Source organism: Lysinibacillus sp. GbtcB16 (assembly GCF_019091145.1).
GTDB classification, from domain to species: Bacteria; Bacillota; Bacilli; order Bacillales_A; family Planococcaceae; genus Lysinibacillus; species Lysinibacillus fusiformis.
The window spans coordinates 401,898-420,190 of the sequence record NZ_JAGXJV010000001.1 but is presented as its reverse complement, the minus strand read 5'-3'; the positions used below and the strand labels follow the sequence as shown (position 1 = coordinate 420,190).

Sequence of the window (18,293 nt, the reverse complement as noted above, 5' to 3'; positions counted from 1 at the left end):
GACTCTCTCCCCCTTATGCTAATCTATGCTTCTTATCATTAAACATATGCCTCTTGAGAAAGATATAGACCCTGAAGTTCCTATTATTTCATTACTTGTAAATCGGGATGTGCCTAAAGAAATTTCTTCTTTCGTCGTTTCATATTTCACTTGCCTTAATGTCACATCTTTTATCGGCTCTTCATGAGCAAAGAAGGATAAGTAACGGTATCGTTTATCTGCATAAATAGCATGTGTACCTGGCAATAAAAATTGTAACATATTTGTATGATTAATAATCTTCAATACAATGTGTGGATGCTCTTTTTGTAAACGATATATAGAACGAACAGCTGCCTCATAATGATCTAGACGCCCTCCTGTAACACCTGTCAAAATAATTTCTTCTGGTGCATACGTAAATGCTTTAAGCAAGGCTAAATCCGTATCTGTTTCATTCTTCTCTTCTTGAAAACGTTGTTGATCATTTGTCCACGCCAACACCCGCTGATATTCTTCTTCTGACAAAGAATCAAAATCTCCAACAATTGCATGTGGCGTAATCCCCTGCTCAATTAAATATAAAGCACCACGATCTGCGCCAATAAACACTACGTCCTGTTGTTGTTGAAACGGTGTGAATGAACACAGCTCTTGTTTTGGACCACCTGCACAAACAACGACTGTCGTCATCCGTTAATCGCTGCCTCACCAGCCGCTAAGATTTCTTGAAGCGCAGCTGTTCGATCCTCTTTACTATAGATGGCTGATCCTGCCACAAAAATTGTCGCCCCTGCCTGTGCACATGGAACAATCGTTTCAGCTGTAATGCCACCGTCAATTTCAATGGCGATGTCCAACCCACGCTCTTTAATCAATGTAGATAAAGCCTCGATTTTAGGCACAACCGAATGAATGAATTTTTGTCCGCCGAACCCTGGATTGACAGTCATTAATAATACCATATCGATATCTTCAAGAACATGCTGGATAGATTCTATCGGTGTATGTGGATTTAAAACGACCCCCGCCTTTATACCATACGAACGGATTAATTGAATTGTACGATGTAGGTGACGACAAGCTTCAACATGTACGGTAATATAGTCTGCTCCAGCTTGAGCAAACTGTTCAATATACTGATCTGGATTTTCAATCATTAAATGCACATCTAATGGTAAATCTGTTAATGGACGGATAGCATCCAATACGATTGAGCCAAATGAAATATTCGGCACAAAATGACCATCCATCACATCTATATGAATTAGTTTTGCACCTGCTTGCTCTACTTCTTTTACTTCTTCTCCTAATTTTGCAAAATTCGCTGCTAAAATTGATGGTGCTATTTGTATCATCATTAATACCTCGGCTTTCGATCCATAATTTCTTGCATAAATTGTTCATAATGCTTGTAGCGGTAGTCACGAATTTCGCCTGTCTCTACGGACGCCTTGACTGCACATTTGGGCTCTTTCATATGTAAACAGCCTCTGAACTTACAATGATCAGCCACTCTAATCATTTCAGGAAAACATGCGCCTAATTCTTCTTTCTCAATTTCGTCAAAATCAAAAGAACTGAAACCAGGCGTATCTGCCAATAAACCATCACAGACCTCAATTAACTCAACGTGACGCGTCGTATGTTTTCCACGTCCTAGGCTCTGTGAGATAATACCTGTTTTTAAATTCAATTCAGGAATTAATGTATTTAGTAATGTGGATTTTCCAACACCCGATTGGCCTGCTAGAACAGTTGTTTTTCCCTTTAAAATAGGCTGTAATCTTTCCACTAATTCTTCTTCATCTTTATAAGTTTGAAGAACGGTATAGCCTATATTTTCGTAATCAGCGATATAACGCTGTAATTCCTCATGTTCGTCATTTTCTAGTAAATCCATTTTTGTTAGACAAATAATAGGGTGTACATGGAATGATTCTAAAACAACTAAAAAGCGATCGAGTAATATCGTATTGAAATTAGGCTCTTTGACAGAAAAAACCAAGATACCCTGATCGATATTGGCAATTGGCGGCCTAACTAATTCATTTTGACGTTCTAAAATCTTTTGAATAGTGCCATCCGATCCTTCTGTTTCCAATGAATATTCTACCATATCACCGACAAGCGGGGATTCTCCACGATTGCGAAAGACCCCACGTCCTCGGCATTGAATAAGCTGATGACCATCATAAACATAATAATAACCGCTTAAAGCTTTTCTTATTTGGCCTTGCGCCATCCAATTCCTCCTTAATTGATATCGTTATAATTAACTTTTTCTTCTAAGATGATTTCTGAGTCACGGATAATTCTATAACTCGCATCTTTGCCTTCTTCAATAACAAGCTGTATATTGTAAGGCGTATCATTTAAAATTTCTAGCTCCGTAACTGGTTCTGAAAAAGTATGATTTTTATCTTGAATTTCAATGCGAACTTTTTGAGGTACACCCTCTTCTTTAGGTTTATACTCAATGACTACGGGCTTAAGCAGAAATTTCTCAGGCTTTTTAGCTGGTCCCTTACTAATTATAACCGATATAGCAGAACCTTCCTCCACCATAGTACCTGCTTTTGTCAATTGCGAAATTACACTACCAGCAGGGATCGATTCATGATAGTCTTCACGAGATACTCGCCAGCTGAGACCTACTCTATTCACATAGTTATCCATATCCGCTTTCGAATAATTCACAACATTTTCTACTCTGACCATACGAACACCTTGACTTACTTTAAAGGTAATCGTTTCCTCTTTCGCTACCACTTCCGTATCTGCCGGGATACTTTGCTCAATAATTCTACCTTCAGGTTCACGAGAAGGAACTTCCTCTTTCCTTACTTCTTTATACTTTCCTTTTATTAAAGCCTCTACTTGACTATAATTTTGACCGACATAATTATCAACGGTCGTCGTCTCCACACCTAAACTAACAATTAGGTCAATCTCTGAACCTTTTGCACGCATCGAGTTTTTCTCTGGATCGGTTTCTATAACATGACCCTTTTCAATGTCCTCATGATTTCGCTCCTGATGCTCCTCACCAACAACAAATCCCTCGGCTTCTAATTTTTTTGTAGCTTCCTCTACAGTCAAATTTATTACATCTGGGACTGCCACTTTTTTCGGGCTAAATAAATCTGCTGCAAATATGAAGAATAAGAAGATGATAATTACCGCTATTAATAATCCCGCCACAATCTTAGGCCATTTTTTCTTCTTTGCTTTAACAGGAGTAGGTTTTTTTACAGGTTTTTTAGGTGGTGCCTGAGCTGGAGATTTATATTCCACAATGGGTTCAATAACCCTTGTTTTAGTTAAATCTTCATCTTTCTTTAGAGCTTCCTCTTTAATAATTGGAATGGCCTTTGTCGCATCATTATCCACTGGAATAACAAACTTTGGTTCATTTATTCGGGAAGATGATAAGACGGTTTCCAAATCATCATACATTTCTTCCACTGTATTATAGCGATGAGATGCATCTTTTGCTGTAGCCTTGAGCACCACATTTTCCAAGCTTTGCGGAATAGTTCCATCAAAAGCGCGAACTGAAGGTGTTTCCGCTTGTAAATGCTTAAGGGCAATAGAAACAGCTGACTCCCCTGAAAAAGGTAATTCACCTGTTAATAATTCATACAATACAATACCCAGTGCATAAATGTCCGATTGACTTGTAGCCGTCCCACCCCGAGCCTGCTCTGGTGATAAGTAATGCACTGTCCCTAGCACAGAATTCGTTTGAGTAAAGGAAGTAGCGCTTAACGTCATGGCAATGCCAAAATCAGTTACTTTGACATTTCCCTCTGCATCCATCAAAATATTTTGTGGTTTAATATCACGGTGAATAATATGATTTTCATGGGCATTAGCAATAGCAGACGTTAATTGCTTCATAATATGCACACTTCTAGATGGAGAAATTGGTGCAAATTCTTGTATGTACTGCTTTAACGTTTTTCCTTGAACAAATTCCATCACAATATAGTGTAGATCCCCATCGTCACCTACATCATAAACACTAACAATATTAGGATGTGTAAGACTTGTGGCAGACAGTGCCTCACGTTGAAAACGTCGATGTAACTCATCCTCATTGGAAAAATCATAGCGTAATATTTTTATGGCTACATCACGATTTAATATCATATCATGAGCTAAATAAACATTGGACATACCTCCGCCACCAATGAGTTCTAAAATCTTATAACGGTCACTAATTCTTTTACCTACCAGCATTCTTACACCTCCTCATCCTTTTTAGTTAGTAGCACGAGGGAGATATTATCTTCTCCCCCGCTGGCATTTGCTAATTCTACAAGTTTACGTCCTTTTTCCAATATAGGATCAGGATACGTAATGATCGAAGCCATTTCATAGACAGTTAGTTTATTGCTTAATCCATCTGAACAAATGAGTAAATACGATTTTGGTGCCAACTCTACTTCATAAAAATCTGGTTCTATTGCTTCTTCTGTACCAACAGCTTTTAAGATGAAATTTTTCTTTGGATGCGTCAATGCTTCCTCTTCACTAATTTCTCCATTTTCAACCAGTACATTCACATAAGAATGATCTCTTGTGATTTGTTGTGCACCATCTTCAAAGAAATAATACACACGACTATCTCCAACATGTGCAATGAAACAATGATGTTCTTCTATTAACACTGCAATAAACGTCGTGCCCATTCCTTTACAGTCTTCGTGTGATAAAGAATAGTCATAAATATTTTTATTCAATTGCTTTACTGTTTGTAATAACCATTCTTTCTTTGATGTCGTTGATACAAAATGATGTGCGTCTGCCTGTAAAAAAAAGGTCTCCATCTGTTTTATTGCCATATCACTTGCCACATCTCCAGCATTATGACCACCCATGCCGTCCGCCACAAGTGCTAGCGCAAGCCCATCAGGACGTTTAAATAATGCAGCACGGTCTTCATTAATTGATCGTTTTAAACCAATATCACTTTCGACTGTGTATTCCAACACTGGTCACCTCGTTTCTTCAGATCTCTCTTGCGCACGTAATTGACCACACGCAGCCGCAATATCAGAACCTTGCTCTCGGCGGATCGTTACGTTTATCCCATTTTTCTTTAATGTTTTTTCAAACGCAAAAATTTGGCTACGAGACGTACGAACATAATCACGTTCTGGTACGTAGTTAACAGGAATTAAGTTAACGTGACATTTAATTCCTTTAATTAAAGCAGAAAGCTCTTCTGCAATCTCTACTGAATCATTTTCACCAGACATTAATCCATATTCAAAACTTACACGTCTGCCCGTCTTTTTAGTATAGTAACGAACGGCTTCCATTAACTCTTCTAATTTATAGGCACGCGCAATTGGCATCAGCTTTTGTCGAGCCTCTTGATTTGGTGCATGTAAAGATACCGCAAAGTTAATTTGTAGTTGTTCATCAGCAAATTGATAAATTTTTGGAACGATTCCTGATGTGGATACAGTAATGTGACGCGCTCCAATATTTAATCCTTTTTCATGATTAATCACTTTTAAGAAGTTCATCATTGCATCATAATTATCGAAAGGTTCTCCAATACCCATAATAACAATATGTGATACTCGCTCACTTACTTCATCTAACGTTTGCTGTACTTTTACCACTTGCTCTACAATTTCCCCAGCTAATAAATGTCGTTTCAAGCCACCTAAAGTTGAGGCACAAAATGTACATCCAATGCGGCAGCCCACCTGTGTTGTCACACAAACAGAGTTTCCATATTCATGGCGCATTAATACTGTTTCTATAGAGTAACCATCTTGCAATTGGAATAAAAACTTAATGGTACCGTCTTTAGACTCCTGCTTTATAATTGTTGACAAGGTAGATAATGCAAAATTTGCAGCTAACTTGTCCCGTAATCCCTTTGAAAGGTTTGACATTTCTTCAAACGTCTTCACACGTTTATTATATAACCAATCAAAAATCTGTGCTGCACGGAAAGGCTTTTCTCCGTTTTCCTTTAACCAATCTTCTAATTGATGTGGTTGGAAAGAATAAATCGATTCCTTTAAATTTGGTTTTTCCTTTTTCACACGTCGAACTGGCTTTTCTTCTGCCTCTTCAACTAAATCGTTAATACGTTCATTAAATTCCTTTTGATCCAGCATTAGTTGGATTCTCCTTTTTTACGAAAGGCGGCAACGAAGAAACCGTCACTACCAAAGTCTTGTGGAAAGACTTGAAGCATGCCATTGGCTTGCTTTTCCGCTAATTTTGTTGGTAAAGATTCTAGTTGTATTGCTTCCATTTCTGGATGCGTTGCTAAAAAGGCTTTTACTGTGCCTTCATTTTCTTGTATATCGACTGTACAAGTACTGTACACAAGCTTACCTTCTATCTTCAATACTTTTGTCGCTGCATCTAATAATGCTAGTTGGATTGTTTGAAGATTTTCTAAATCTTCTTCTCGCTTCGTATATTTAATATCCGGCTTACGTCTCATAACTCCTAGTCCACTACATGGTGCATCCACTAAAACGGCATCATAAGACTCTGCTTGTAAAAATTCAGGTGCTTTGCGACCGTCAATTGGGGCTGTTTCAATAATATCTAGCCCTAGACGTTCTGTATTATGGTCGATTAAATCTAATTTATGTGGATGAAGATCTGTTGCTAAAATAGAGCCTTCATTTTTCATGATTTCTGCTAAATGAGTTGTTTTACCACCTGGTGCTGCACACATATCCAAGACACGCATACCAGGAGATGGATTTAGAACATTGGCTGGTATCATTGAACTCTCGTCTTGAATAGTAATATGCCCCTCTTTAAATGCATGGGTGCGAGCGGGTTGACCATTTGTTAAATGTAGACATTCTGGGATGACGTCGCTTTGCTTCGCTGTTAAACCTTCCGCTTCGAGTTCCGCTATCGCTTGCTCAACAGTTACCTTTGTTGTATTGACACGAACAGTTTGCATAGGAGGTACATTATTTTCATGTAACATGCCTGTAGCGACTTCTAGACCATAATTATCAACAAAACGTTGTACTAGCCAAATCGGATGACTTGTTTCAATAGCAAGACGCTCTATTGGATTTTCGATATCAGTTATAGCAGGTACACCTTGACGCAAGACAGATCTTAAAATACCATTGACCGTCGAAGCAATACCACGATGCCCTCTGCGCTTCGCAATTTCTACTGCCTCATTAACGGCTGCATGCGCTGGGATACGCGTTAAATACTGCATTTGATACAAAGATATACGCAATAACCAACGAACCCAATGATCTATAGAACCACGGATAAAAGGCTCTAAATAATAATCAAGAGTCATTTTATGTTGTAATGTGCCATATGTTAATTCTGTTAATAAAGCACGGTCCTTCGCCTCTATTTTATGTCGTTTAATGGTTTCATTGAGAAGTAAATTGCTATAGGCTTGATTTTTATCAACTGCTAACAGAATAGACAATGCGGCATCTCGCACATTTCCATCCCAAATTACTACACTTTTTTTACTCATTTGAATTGGTCCCCAATCTGTAATTTAGAACCTGTACCACGTAAATATTCCTCAGCTGTCATGCGCTTTTTACCTGCAGGTTGTACATCAAATAATGCTAAGGTTGTCCCATTGCCAGCCGCTACTTCAAAATGATCTTTTGCAATCGCTACAACAGTACCGGGAATCTTATCATGCTTGCTATTGCCAATAGTTGCCCACCATACTTTAAAATTACCATCCTCAAAAGTGGTATATGCTACAGGCCACGGATGAAGTCCGCGTACTTGATTGTAAAGAGTTGTCGCATCCTTTGTCCAATCAATACGTTCCTGCTCTCTCGAAATATTGCTCGCAAAAGTAACTTGCGTTTCATCTTGCACTGTACGGCTATTTGTTCCATTAATAATAGATGGAAGTGTGTCCTTTAATAAATCACGACCAACTATACTTAGCTTATCAAAAAATCCACCTGTATGATCATCTTGTTCAATTGGAATAGCTCTTTGAGAAATAATATCACCTGCATCAAGTTTTTCTGCCATATACATAATTGTGACGCCAGTTTCCTTTTCACCATCCATAATAGCTTGGTGAATAGGGGCGCCTCCACGATATTTTGGTAATAACGAAGCATGGACATTAATACAGCCGAGTGCAGGAGCATCCAATAGTTCTTTCGGTAATATTTGTCCAAATGCAGCGGTAATGACTATATCTGGTTGTAACGCAAGAATCTGTTGTAGCTCCTCTGATCCACGTAGCTTTTCTGGTTGGATAATAGGTAATCCTAGCTCTAATGCTGCTGCCTTGACAGGTGGTGGTGTCAATACACGTTTACGTCCTACTGGTCGATCAGGTTGTGTCACTACTGCTTTAATATCGTACCCTTCTTCATGTAGCATACGCAAAATGGGTGCAGAGAAGTCAGGTGTCCCCATAAAAATAATCGAAGTCATTTTATTCCTCCTCGTCTGCATACATTTCTTCAAGTTCTTCTGCAGTTATAACACGTTTAATTTTTGAATCAAATAGCACGCCATCTAAATGATCAATTTCATGTAAAATTGCTCTAGCATCAAAGCCCCCTGCTTCTAATTCATAAACACGTCCTTCACGGTCACATGCTTCAATTTTTACATAGCTAGGGCGTTCTACCTCACCATATAATCCTGGGAAACTCAAGCAACCTTCAATATCTATTTCCGCCCCATCCGTTTCAATAACAGTTGGATTAACCATTTCTAAAATATCGCGTTCTTCACCTAGTTCTACAATCGCTACTCGTAAACCTATATCAATTTGTGGTGCTGCAATGCCAACACCATCATATTCCACCATTGTGTCATATAAATCATCCAGTAATGTAATGAGTTCATCGTTTATTTCTGTTACTTCAGCACATGGTGTTGAAAGTACTTGTGCTGGGTGTTCGATTACTTTTTTTATTGCCATTTTTATTTCCTCATTTCCGCTTTTAGCTTGAGCCATACCATTTTATTTATTTTATGGTCTTATGCTCGTAAAACTGTGTTTATATACTCTTATATAGTAGACGGATCTAAATCTACCGTCATTAATATTCCTTGTTTGATCCAATCTGCTCGATACATAGCGAGCAGACGCTGTAATACTGGAATAAGATTTGGTTCAATTTTATATTTTATCAAACATTGATAACGATATCTATTTTGGAGTCGAGCAATACTTGCCGTCGTTGGGCCAATAATAGCTACTTGATCCGATAAATTTCCACGGAGCCAATCCGCCATACGTCCTGCATATTCAGCAGCCATCATAACATCCTCATGAGAAATCTGAACAAGCGCCACATAATAATATGGAGGATAACTGGAACGACGGCGTAAAAACATCTCTCGCTCATAAAATGGCTCATAATCCTGCGTTTTAGCTAATTCAATAGCATAATGCTCGGGTGTATAGGTTTGAATAATTACCTCTCCGGGTTTATCATGCCTTCCTGCCCTCCCACTTACCTGTGTTAAAAGCTGAAATGTACGTTCTGCTGCACGATAATCTGGTAAATGTAAGGAAGTGTCGGCGCTCAGTACACCTACAAGTGTAATATTTGGAAAATCAAGCCCTTTTGCAATCATCTGCGTGCCCAATAAAATATCTGCATGCTCTTCACCAAAAGCAGCTAATATTTCTTCATGTGCACCTTTATGCTTTGTGGTATCTACATCCATACGTAATACCCTTGCTTCTGGGAACAGCTTATATATTTCTTCCTCGACCTTTTGTGTACCAGTACCAAAATAACGAATATGATCACTTTGACATTGTGGACATATTTGAGGAACATGTTCCTCATAACCACAGTAATGACATTTCAATTTTTCAGTTGTACGATGATAGGTTAATGAAATATCACAGTTGGGACATTGTACAACGGTCCCACAATCCCGACAGAGCACAAAAGACGAGTAGCCTCGTCGATTTAAAAACAACACCATTTGCTCTTTTTTCTCTAATCTAACACGGATTGCTTCTATAAGTGATTGCGAAAACATGGAACGATTTCCTTGTCGAAGCTCCTCACGCATATCTGAAATAAAAACGGTTGGTAATGACTGATGTAAGGCTCTCAGCTTTAATGAAAGTAAGGTATAAACACCTTTTTTTGCTCTTGCAAAAGATTCTAACCCAGGTGTAGCACTACCCAAAATAACAGGGCAGTTATAATATTCACTACGCCAGATAGCTACATCTCTTGCATGGTAACGTGGTGAGTCTTCTTGCTTATACGTTGACTCATGTTCTTCATCCAAAATAATAAGGCCAATATTTGTAAAGGGGGCAAATATTGCTGAACGAGCACCAACAACTACTCTCACTTTTCCTTGTTGGATTTTACGCCATTCATCATACTTCTCGCCAACCGACAATCCGCTATGCATAACTGCAACCATCTCTCCAAAACGACTACGGAATCGCTCCGTCATTTGAGGTGTTAAAGAGATTTCAGGTACAAGCATAATAGCTTCTTTGCCTTCGTTCAACACTTTTTGTATCGCCTGCAAATAGACCTCTGTCTTGCCACTCCCTGTTACACCATGCAATAAAAATGTTTGCGCTTGTTGCTTCTCCATAGCCACGGTAATGGCTTGTAAAGCAATTTGTTGCTCATCCGTTAATTGTAAGGCTTGCGTACGTGAAACTTCATTTGTAAACGGGTCACGGTATACTTCTTCTTGAATAAATTGCGCCGCACCTTTGTCAATAACGCTTTCTAAAACTGATGAAGAGACTCCTGCTTCCTCACAAATTTGCTGAGGTGACAAAACTTCTCCTAAATGCTGCCTCATCCATTCTAGTAATAGACGTTGCTTCACAGCTCTAGCTGATTGCTCTATCGCTTTTTCAATAATGCTTGGCTCTTCAATAATTTTCACCATTCGTATTTCTTTTACATGACCCTGTTGTTTCACAATATTATCAATAGTCACCATTTTTTGTGCAACTAATTGTTTTAATAAAGGCAGTAAACCTGCACGTTCAAATTCTTTAAAATTAGCTTTTTGTCGTTTACCAAAAATCACTTGTACTTCACTCGGGATATTGTGATCTTCATGTAGCTTTACAATTTTTTCATATTTTGCACGTAATGCTGAAGGTAACATTACTTGTAAAGCATCTATTTCATAGCAAATCGTTTGATTCTTCAACCACTTTGCCATTTGTAGCATTTCACCAGTTAGTACTGGCTCCATATCTAAAATTTGAGCAATTGATTTTAATTTATTGAGTGGCACTTCTGTTTCAGTTTTTATGCCCACGACAAAGCCTAAAACATTCCTAGGACCAAATGGCACTTTTACACGACAGCCCATTTCTATTACATTTACCCATTCAGGTGGTACTTGATAATCGAAGGGACGATCCACATGGTAGGTCGAGACATCTACAATGACTTCCGCTATTAAAAAGCTCATTGCTCCTCACCCTTTAGTATTTGAGCCCATAACGTTCGGGCAAAATGCTGTGGATTAGTTGTAGCAATGATCTGCCCATTTATTTGAGCTTCCTCACTGAAGTCAATCCAATGCTCCGATTGAATGCTTAGCAGAGGTTCGCCAAGCACTTCTTGTCCAAATGTGACAGCCTTGATACCCTCTACTGAAATAAGTGGTGTTTTCTCTATTGTCGGTACATTAGCTGCATGTATGAAGAGAACCTCTGGGTCCTGATTTTTATAGTTTTCCAGCTGTTGCATCAAATCATTCAAACTACTATCTTCTATTTGAATCACATGCGCTCCTAAGATCCTCGCCTCATTAGCCAAAGCCTGTCCAATGACACCATTTGCTTGTGGTTTAATCATATGCTTTTCATCAAACGGTACATGCAGGGCACCAACTGTCACTACTACCGTTTTATTTGTGAGAGGTTTTAGTGTCGCTATCGTGGAAAAAAAATCCTGTACAATAGCTGTTATTTTTTCAGGTTCCTCTAAGCGCCCCTTCCCAACATAGCCACATGCTAAAAACCCTTCTGAAGGTTCGATAAATTGGTAGCCATCTGCTGCTAACCGATCTAAGTTACGCTTTACTGCTGGATGGTCATACATATGTACATTCATAGCTGGAGCTATCCATACAGGCGCAGTAGTAGCAAGTAAGGTTGTTGATACCATATCATCCGCAATTCCATTGGCCAATTTCCCAATCATATTGGCAGTTGCTGGTGCAACTAAAATCAAATCAGCCCAATCCGCTAAATCAATATGGGCAATCACATTTGAATCTTTTTCATCAAATGTGTCAAAATAAACATCATTTTTAGACATCACTTGAAAGCTTAATGGATTCACAAACTGTCTAGCAGAGGCAGTCATTATCACTTTTACGTTCGCCCCTGCTTGTGATAGCTTGCTAACTAGAGCAACAGCTTTATATACGGCAATCCCGCCTGAAACACATAGTAAAATATTTTTATTCATGCTAGGTGTCTTCCCTTCAAATGATAAGCTCCCAAAGGAGGATTCCCTGGGAGCTCTCGGCATTCTGTATAATCAAATCAACTGCTGACTAACTTGAAGTTAGATTTCGTCTTCGTACACAGTTGACTCATCCTGTGATACTTTCGTAAGTACACCTGCCGCTACTTCTTCAAGTGCTTTCCCTACGTATTTATGAGATACGTACTTGTGTAAACGTTCTGTGTTTTGCTCTTCCTGCATTTGACGAGCACGTTTTGAAGCAAGGCTCACTAGTGAATATTTTGAATCGATTTCTTTTTTTAAAGCATCTACTGATGGGTATAACATTGTTTATTCTCCTCTCAACATTGACAAATATCTTTTTTCAACACGTTCTCTACGGCAATGCTCTGCTTTAATAATCGCATTAATACGATCACAGGCATTTGTCACTTCATCATTCTCTACAACATAATCGTATAAGCTCATCATTTCAAGCTCTTCACTTGCTGTAGCAATACGTTTTGCTATGATGTCCTCTGTTTCCGTCCCACGTCCAACTAAACGATCTTTTAATTCAGTTAAACTTGGAGGGGCTAAGAAAATAAATAAGGCATCTGGGGCTTTTTTACGAATCTGCGCTGCACCCTGCACTTCGATTTCTAAAAACACATCGCGACCTGCATCCAGTGTTTCATTCACATAGGCTAATGGTGTACCGTAGTAGTTTCCTACAAATTCAGCATGCTCTAATAAGCCACCCTGTTCAATTAACGTTTCAAAGTCTTCACGTTTCTTGAAAAAATAGTCTATACCATCGATTTCACCTTCGCGAGGATTTCGTGTCGTCATCGAGATGGAATACTCATAATTCGTATTCGGCTGAGAAAATAATTCTTTTCGCACTGTCCCTTTACCTACACCAGATGGGCCAGACAGAACAATTAATAATCCACGTTCTTTTATCATTTATTCTCTATATCTCCCTTAATTTATAACAGACACGTGCAAGTTATTCGATATTTTGAACTTGCTCACGCATCTTTTCTAAAATTGTTTTCGCCTGAACAACAGCAACCGCTGCTTCTGTAGATTGATTTTTCGAGCCAATCGTATTGATTTCACGATGAATTTCCTGCATTAAAAAGTCTAATTTCCGTCCAACTGAAATCGTTTCATGTAACGTTTCTTCCAATTGATTAAAATGACTATCCAATCTGTCTAATTCCTCAGAAATGTCAACGCGTTCTGCAAAAATCGCTACTTCTGCTAGTAAACGGTCATCTAACAAAGTTCCATCTGCAACCTCTGCAATCCGTTCTACTAATCGTGTACGATATTTTTCAACAGCAAGAGATGAACATGAACGTATTTGGTTCACTTGTTCTTTTAACTGTTCCTTATATTGTACAACAACTTCCTGCAATTCTTGCCCCTCACGCTCACGCATAAGTACGAGCTGTTTTAACGCCTGTGAAATCGCTTGTTCAACAGCACTAAGCAAATCCTCAGGTGTTAATTGTGGTTTTTGCTGTACGAGTGCTTGCTCTAACGATAAAAGCTCCTGCATCGTCCATTTTTCCTCTAGTGGTACTTTACTTGCTAATTGCTCTTTTGCCTTACGATACGCTTCAATTAATGACCAATTAATCTCGATAGCTTGCTCTACATTTTCTAAGTCCTTCACATATACCATCACATCAATTTTGCCGCGTGACAAAGCTTGAGAAATAAATTTCTTTGCAAAAATTTCAGCTTCAAGCCATTCTTTCGGAAATTTAGCGTTAATTTCTAAAAAGCGATGGTTGACCGAGCGCATTTCTACGGTTAATTGAAAGTCTCTAGTTGTTGTGACACCTCTGCCAAAACCAGTCATACTACGCACCAAGGTTCGTCACACCTTTCTTTGCATACTGGGAATATTATAACATAAGCTTTATCGAATATGACGAATCTCCAAAAAAAATTGGATCGAATAAGAGCTAATTCTACCACAATTGAAGCTATATTTTAATATTCGCCTAAAAAATGCTATGATAAACATACAATTAGTGCTCTGCTGAAGCTTGGAAATAGCGAATGCAAGTGCAACAAGAAAAAATACGAAAGTACCAAGATGCTTGCTATCATTGGAAAGAGGAATTCATATGGCATTTGACGGCTTATTTACTTATTCAATAACAGCCGACCTACAACAGCTTGTGACAGGTCGAATTACTAAAATACATCAACCTAACGCTCAAGAGGTTATTTTACATGTTCGTGCAAACGGGAAAAATCATAAATTGCTTTTTTCTATTCATTCTTCTTATGCACGAGTGCATCTTACGGAACAATCGATTGAAAATCCTGCAGAGCCTCCTATGTTTTGTATGCTGCTGCGCAAGCATTTAGAGGGTGGTTTTATTTCCTCCGTTAAACAGCTTGGATTTGACCGTATTATAATAGTAGAAATCGAAAGTAAAAATGAAATTGGCGACCCTATTGTTAGACAATTACATGCTGAAATTATGGGTAGACATAGTAATCTACTTTTAATTGATAAAGAGCAAGATAAAATTGTTGATAGTTTAAAGCACTTGCCTCCATCTGTAAACAGTTTTCGTACCGTATTACCTGGCCAGCCTTACTTGGCTCCACCAACACAAAATAAATGGAATCCTCTATTAGTTACAGAGGAAGAGCTGGCAACATTTTTTGTGGAAACTAAAAATGCCAAAGATATTGTGACACAATTTACTGGCTTTTCACCTCTTCATGCTGAGGAATTATTGTACCGCATGACATCAGCATCCAATCGAGTACAATGTTTTAAAGAATTTATAGCCAGCTTCGCAAATGGTGGAACGAGCCCTATGTATGTATTGGCTAATCATAAAACCTACTTCTCACCAATTGAATTAACTCACTTACATGGAGATATGACAACATATCCGAATGTTCACGAGCTTCTTGATCGAGTATTCTTTGCACGTGCGGAGCGGGACCGTGTCAAGCAGCAAGCGGGTGATTTAGAAAGATGGCTACAAAATGAAATTGATAAACTGGCTTTAAAAACGAAAAAGCTAACAAAGGACTATGAGCGTGCCTCAAAGCTCGATCAATTTCAGTTATATGGTGAATTGTTAATGGCTAATATTTACTCCTTTGAAAAGGGTGTCAAGGAAGTAACGGTCATTAATTACTACAGTGAAAATAGCGAAGAGATTACGATCCCCGTCAGTGAGCGTAAAACACCTATAGAAAATGCTCAAGGCTATTATACAAAATATACTAAGGCCAAAAATGCATTAATCATGGTGCAACAACAACTTGAAAAAACAAAAGAAGAAATTACTTACTTTGAAATGCTGGCACAACAAGTGCAGCAAGCAGCACCAGGAGATATTGAAGAAATTCGTGAAGAACTAGCCGAACAGGGCTACTTAAAGCTACGTCATTCTAAGAAAAAGAAAAAGCCTGTGAAACCTGAACCCGAGCGCTATATTTCTTCCACAGGTATAGCCATCTCTGTCGGCAAGAACAACAAGCAGAATGATATGCTGACATTTAAAATCGCAAAACGCACAGATATATGGTTACACACGAAGGATATTCCAGGCTCTCATGTTGTCATTCATTCTAGTGAACCCGATGAAACAACTCTACGGGAAGCAGCCACATTAGCTGCTTATTTTTCAAAGGCAAGAGAGTCTTCTTCTGTTCCAGTCGATTACACAGACATTCGTCAGGTCAAGAAACCAAATGGGGCTAAACCCGGTTTTGTGATTTACTTCGAACAAAAAACCTTGTATATCGATCCAGATGAGGCACTCATATTACAATTAAAAAAGCAGTCGTAAAGATAGAGACCGAGATAAATTTTCTCGGTTTTTTCTTTTTTTCAATTTATAGCACGTAATCCGTACTATAAATCAATGAAAACAGCCACATTTTGATTGATTCTTACAGACAATCTTCCTTATTATAATAACAATAAAAAAACATATGAATCATCTGAACTGTTTCTTACAACAGTTATTGACTTCTACCCTTTAGCAAAGCAAAATCAAAATATAAAAGATTGAATAGCATTTCGGAAAGGGCGTATCAATATGTCTGTAGGCAAAAAATTAAGTTTCGGTTTCTTTACCATTATTCTCACGTTAATCATTTCATTAATGATTATGTTCATGCTATTTTCAAACATAGAAAAGAAGATTGAAAATGCATTAGAAGTTCACGTAGCCCTTGTGGAATTAGCAGATGATATTCAATTTGAAATGGCCATGCAAGGTCTATTTATCCGCGCCATTATTATCGAAGACAATCCTGCGAATAAAGAAAGTTTTACAGAACATGCAAATTTACTCGATAAGCTAGTAGCTGAAATCAACGAAAAATCAAATTCCTCTGAAATGGATACATATGCTAACGAATTAAATACATTTAATGATGCTTTTAATAAATCAGCTACTGAGGCACTAGCACTTTTTGAAGCAGGCGACCTAGAAGGAGCTTTGCAAAAGGTTAATGGTGAAGTGCAGCAAGCTAATAAAGGCATCCAAGATATATCCAATAAAATTGCGAATTATCAAAAGGGTCAACTCGAAACGGTTACACAAGAATCTAAACAAGCTGTGTTCAACTCTCAAATCATTTCAATTATTGCCATTATTATTGGTGTTGTCCTTGGCATTATTCTGATGGTTTATATACAGCGAACTATTTCTCGCCCTTTAAAATCGGTAGTCCATTCGGCAAACCAAATTGCAAACGGAGAACTGTTCCATCAAGATGTCACTCACCATTCTAAAGATGAAATTGGTCAACTTTCAACGTCCTTTAATTCAATGAAAGGCAATCTAAAGAACTTATTAACCCATATTCAAGACAATGCTGAGCATTTAACAGCATCAGTAGAAGAACTTTCTGCTTCTACCGAGGAAATTACTTCCTCCGCTGATGAAATAACGGTGCGTATTAATGAAACAGCCAATGTTGCTAAAGCAGCCACAGTTGCTGCCAATGAAAGTGCTCATGCAATGGATGAAACAGCCGTAGGTGTTCAACGTATAGCAGAAGCAACGCAACAACTTCATCACAGTGCTGTAACAACGAACGAATTAGCTACAAACGGGAACAGTACCGTAGAGAATGCTCAACAACAAATGAATGTAATCCATGATTCAACACAAATCATTAATAATCTTGTTCAAAAATTAAGTAAACAATCAGAAGAGATTAGCCAAATCACTACAGTTATTACAGCCATCACCGATCAAACAAATTTATTAGCACTAAACGCTGCCATTGAAGCAGCCCGTGCTGGAGAGCATGGAAAAGGATTCGCAGTTGTCGCGGATGAGGTTCGGAAGTTAGCTGAGGAATCTAAACAATCGGCTAATCAAATTGTTGCCTTAACGCAGGAGATTCAAGAAGATACGCAAAATGTAGAGAAAGCTGTTTTAGATGGCCTCCATTCGGTTACAGACGGCGTCAAAATCATTGGACATGCAGGACAAGCATTTGAAGCAATCGTGAAAGCCATCAATGCAATGACAGATCAAATAGAAGATATATCAGCAACTTCTGAAGAAATTTCAGCTAGCGCAGAACAAGTAGCAGCTTCTGTCGCAGAAATTGCTCACGGCGCTTCAACTAGCTCAGATAGCACACAAATAGTGGCCGCCGCTAGCAAAGAACAAACAATCACGATGCAACAAATCAATCAGGTTGCCGCACATCTAAGTGAAAAGTCCTTAGATTTACAGCATCAAATTAATCAATTTAAGCTTTAATGAAGCAAATGGTGCATTCTATATACCGGAATGCACTATTTTTTTATTCATTTTATTATGTAAATTTCCCGAATCATAATGCACAACACCTCAAACAGGAGGTTTG

The 18,293-nt window shown here is 38.4% G+C and carries 16 protein-coding genes; 2 read left to right on the top strand and 14 right to left on the bottom strand.

From position 1 onward, the window contains the following. Positions 1–18: 18 nt before the first annotated feature. The 14 genes from KVT27_RS02045 to KVT27_RS01980 all read right to left on the bottom strand — a co-directional run bounded on the left by KVT27_RS02045 (position 19) and on the right by KVT27_RS01980 (position 14,295). Complete coding sequence (locus KVT27_RS02045) at positions 19–672, bottom strand: thiamine diphosphokinase (protein ID WP_217580579.1); 654 nt, start codon at positions 670–672, stop codon at positions 19–21. Further along, the gene (rpe, locus tag KVT27_RS02040; protein WP_036123898.1) at positions 669–1,337 is read right to left on the bottom strand and encodes a ribulose-phosphate 3-epimerase; all 669 of its coding nucleotides are present in this window, start codon (positions 1,335–1,337) and stop codon (positions 669–671) included. The genes KVT27_RS02045 and rpe overlap by 4 nt, the downstream gene beginning before the upstream one ends. A 2-nt stretch (positions 1,338–1,339) precedes the next feature. Beyond that, positions 1,340–2,224, bottom strand: a complete 885-nt coding sequence (rsgA, locus tag KVT27_RS02035; protein WP_036123895.1) for a ribosome small subunit-dependent GTPase A — start codon at positions 2,222–2,224, stop codon at positions 1,340–1,342. A gap of 11 nt (positions 2,225–2,235) precedes the next feature. Continuing rightward, on the bottom strand, positions 2,236–4,224 hold the full coding sequence (gene pknB, locus KVT27_RS02030; RefSeq protein ID WP_150908038.1) for a Stk1 family PASTA domain-containing Ser/Thr kinase: 1,989 nt from the start codon (positions 4,222–4,224) through the stop codon (positions 2,236–2,238). Positions 4,225–4,226: 2 nt separating this feature from the next. Beyond that, on the bottom strand, positions 4,227–4,976 hold the full coding sequence (locus tag KVT27_RS02025; protein ID WP_036123889.1) for a Stp1/IreP family PP2C-type Ser/Thr phosphatase: 750 nt from the start codon (positions 4,974–4,976) through the stop codon (positions 4,227–4,229). A 6-nt stretch (positions 4,977–4,982) separates the two neighbouring features. Beyond that, complete coding sequence (rlmN, locus tag KVT27_RS02020; RefSeq protein ID WP_042737477.1) at positions 4,983–6,125, bottom strand: dual-specificity RNA methyltransferase RlmN; 1,143 nt, start codon at positions 6,123–6,125, stop codon at positions 4,983–4,985. Continuing rightward, positions 6,125–7,486, bottom strand: coding sequence for a 16S rRNA (cytosine(967)-C(5))-methyltransferase RsmB (gene rsmB / locus KVT27_RS02015; protein WP_150908039.1), 1,362 nt, complete (start codon positions 7,484–7,486; stop codon positions 6,125–6,127). The genes rlmN and rsmB overlap by 1 nt, the downstream gene beginning before the upstream one ends. Further along, positions 7,483–8,424: a methionyl-tRNA formyltransferase gene (gene fmt / locus KVT27_RS02010; protein WP_036147394.1), complete on the bottom strand. Its 942-nt coding sequence runs from the start codon at positions 8,422–8,424 to the stop codon at positions 7,483–7,485. Before fmt ends, rsmB begins: the two co-directional genes overlap by 4 nt. A 1-nt stretch (position 8,425) precedes the next feature. Further along, positions 8,426–8,920, bottom strand: coding sequence for a peptide deformylase (gene def, locus KVT27_RS02005; protein ID WP_025113892.1), 495 nt, complete (start codon positions 8,918–8,920; stop codon positions 8,426–8,428). A gap of 89 nt (positions 8,921–9,009) precedes the next feature. Then, positions 9,010–11,421, bottom strand: a complete 2,412-nt coding sequence (gene priA, locus KVT27_RS02000; RefSeq protein WP_036123881.1) for a primosomal protein N' — start codon at positions 11,419–11,421, stop codon at positions 9,010–9,012. Beyond that, entirely contained in the window at positions 11,418–12,428 is a 1,011-nt protein-coding gene (gene coaBC / locus KVT27_RS01995; RefSeq protein ID WP_217580577.1) for a bifunctional phosphopantothenoylcysteine decarboxylase/phosphopantothenate--cysteine ligase CoaBC, read from the bottom strand. Before coaBC ends, priA begins: the two co-directional genes overlap by 4 nt. Positions 12,429–12,527: 99 nt before the next feature. Continuing rightward, positions 12,528–12,755 carry a DNA-directed RNA polymerase subunit omega gene (gene rpoZ, locus KVT27_RS01990; RefSeq protein WP_008173785.1) on the bottom strand — a complete coding sequence of 76 codons (228 nt, stop codon included), beginning with the start codon at positions 12,753–12,755 and terminating at the stop codon, positions 12,528–12,530. Positions 12,756–12,758: 3 nt separating this feature from the next. Continuing rightward, entirely contained in the window at positions 12,759–13,376 is a 618-nt protein-coding gene (gene gmk / locus KVT27_RS01985) for a guanylate kinase (protein WP_036123874.1), read from the bottom strand. 43 nt (positions 13,377–13,419) lie between these two features. Next, on the bottom strand, positions 13,420–14,295 hold the full coding sequence (locus tag KVT27_RS01980; protein WP_036123871.1) for a YicC/YloC family endoribonuclease: 876 nt from the start codon (positions 14,293–14,295) through the stop codon (positions 13,420–13,422). A 259-nt stretch (positions 14,296–14,554) separates the two neighbouring features. On the opposite strand from KVT27_RS01980, the gene KVT27_RS01975 reads away from it, so the two are divergent. Next, on the top strand, positions 14,555–16,249 hold the full coding sequence (locus tag KVT27_RS01975; protein ID WP_036123867.1) for an Rqc2 family fibronectin-binding protein: 1,695 nt from the start codon (positions 14,555–14,557) through the stop codon (positions 16,247–16,249). 252 nt (positions 16,250–16,501) lie between these two features. Then, the gene (locus KVT27_RS01970) at positions 16,502–18,187 is read left to right on the top strand and encodes a methyl-accepting chemotaxis protein (protein WP_036123864.1); all 1,686 of its coding nucleotides are present in this window, start codon (positions 16,502–16,504) and stop codon (positions 18,185–18,187) included. Positions 18,188–18,293 lie beyond the last annotated feature (106 nt).

Bases quoted from the DNA above. Each gene is read 5' to 3' on its own strand.
- KVT27_RS02045 (WP_217580579.1), bottom strand. From the start codon at position 672: ATGACGACAGTCGTTGTTTGTGCAGGTGGTCCAAAACAAGAGCTGTGT.
- rpe (WP_036123898.1), bottom strand. From the start codon at position 1,337: ATGATACAAATAGCACCATCAATTTTAGCAGCGAATTTTGCAAAATTA.
- rsgA (WP_036123895.1), bottom strand. From the start codon at position 2,224: ATGGCGCAAGGCCAAATAAGAAAAGCTTTAAGCGGTTATTATTATGTT.
- pknB (WP_150908038.1), bottom strand. From the start codon at position 4,224: ATGCTGGTAGGTAAAAGAATTAGTGACCGTTATAAGATTTTAGAACTC.
- rlmN (WP_042737477.1), bottom strand. From the start codon at position 6,125: ATGCTGGATCAAAAGGAATTTAATGAACGTATTAACGATTTAGTTGAA.
- rsmB (WP_150908039.1), bottom strand. From the start codon at position 7,486: ATGAGTAAAAAAAGTGTAGTAATTTGGGATGGAAATGTGCGAGATGCC.
- fmt (WP_036147394.1), bottom strand. From the start codon at position 8,424: ATGACTTCGATTATTTTTATGGGGACACCTGACTTCTCTGCACCCATT.
- def (WP_025113892.1), bottom strand. From the start codon at position 8,920: ATGGCAATAAAAAAAGTAATCGAACACCCAGCACAAGTACTTTCAACA.
- priA (WP_036123881.1), bottom strand. From the start codon at position 11,421: ATGAGCTTTTTAATAGCGGAAGTCATTGTAGATGTCTCGACCTACCAT.
- coaBC (WP_217580577.1), bottom strand. From the start codon at position 12,428: ATGAATAAAAATATTTTACTATGTGTTTCAGGCGGGATTGCCGTATAT.
- rpoZ (WP_008173785.1), bottom strand. From the start codon at position 12,755: ATGTTATACCCATCAGTAGATGCTTTAAAAAAAGAAATCGATTCAAAA.
- gmk (WP_036123874.1), bottom strand. From the start codon at position 13,376: ATGATAAAAGAACGTGGATTATTAATTGTTCTGTCTGGCCCATCTGGT.
- KVT27_RS01975 (WP_036123867.1), top strand. From the start codon at position 14,555: ATGGCATTTGACGGCTTATTTACTTATTCAATAACAGCCGACCTACAA.
- KVT27_RS01970 (WP_036123864.1), top strand. From the start codon at position 16,502: ATGTCTGTAGGCAAAAAATTAAGTTTCGGTTTCTTTACCATTATTCTC.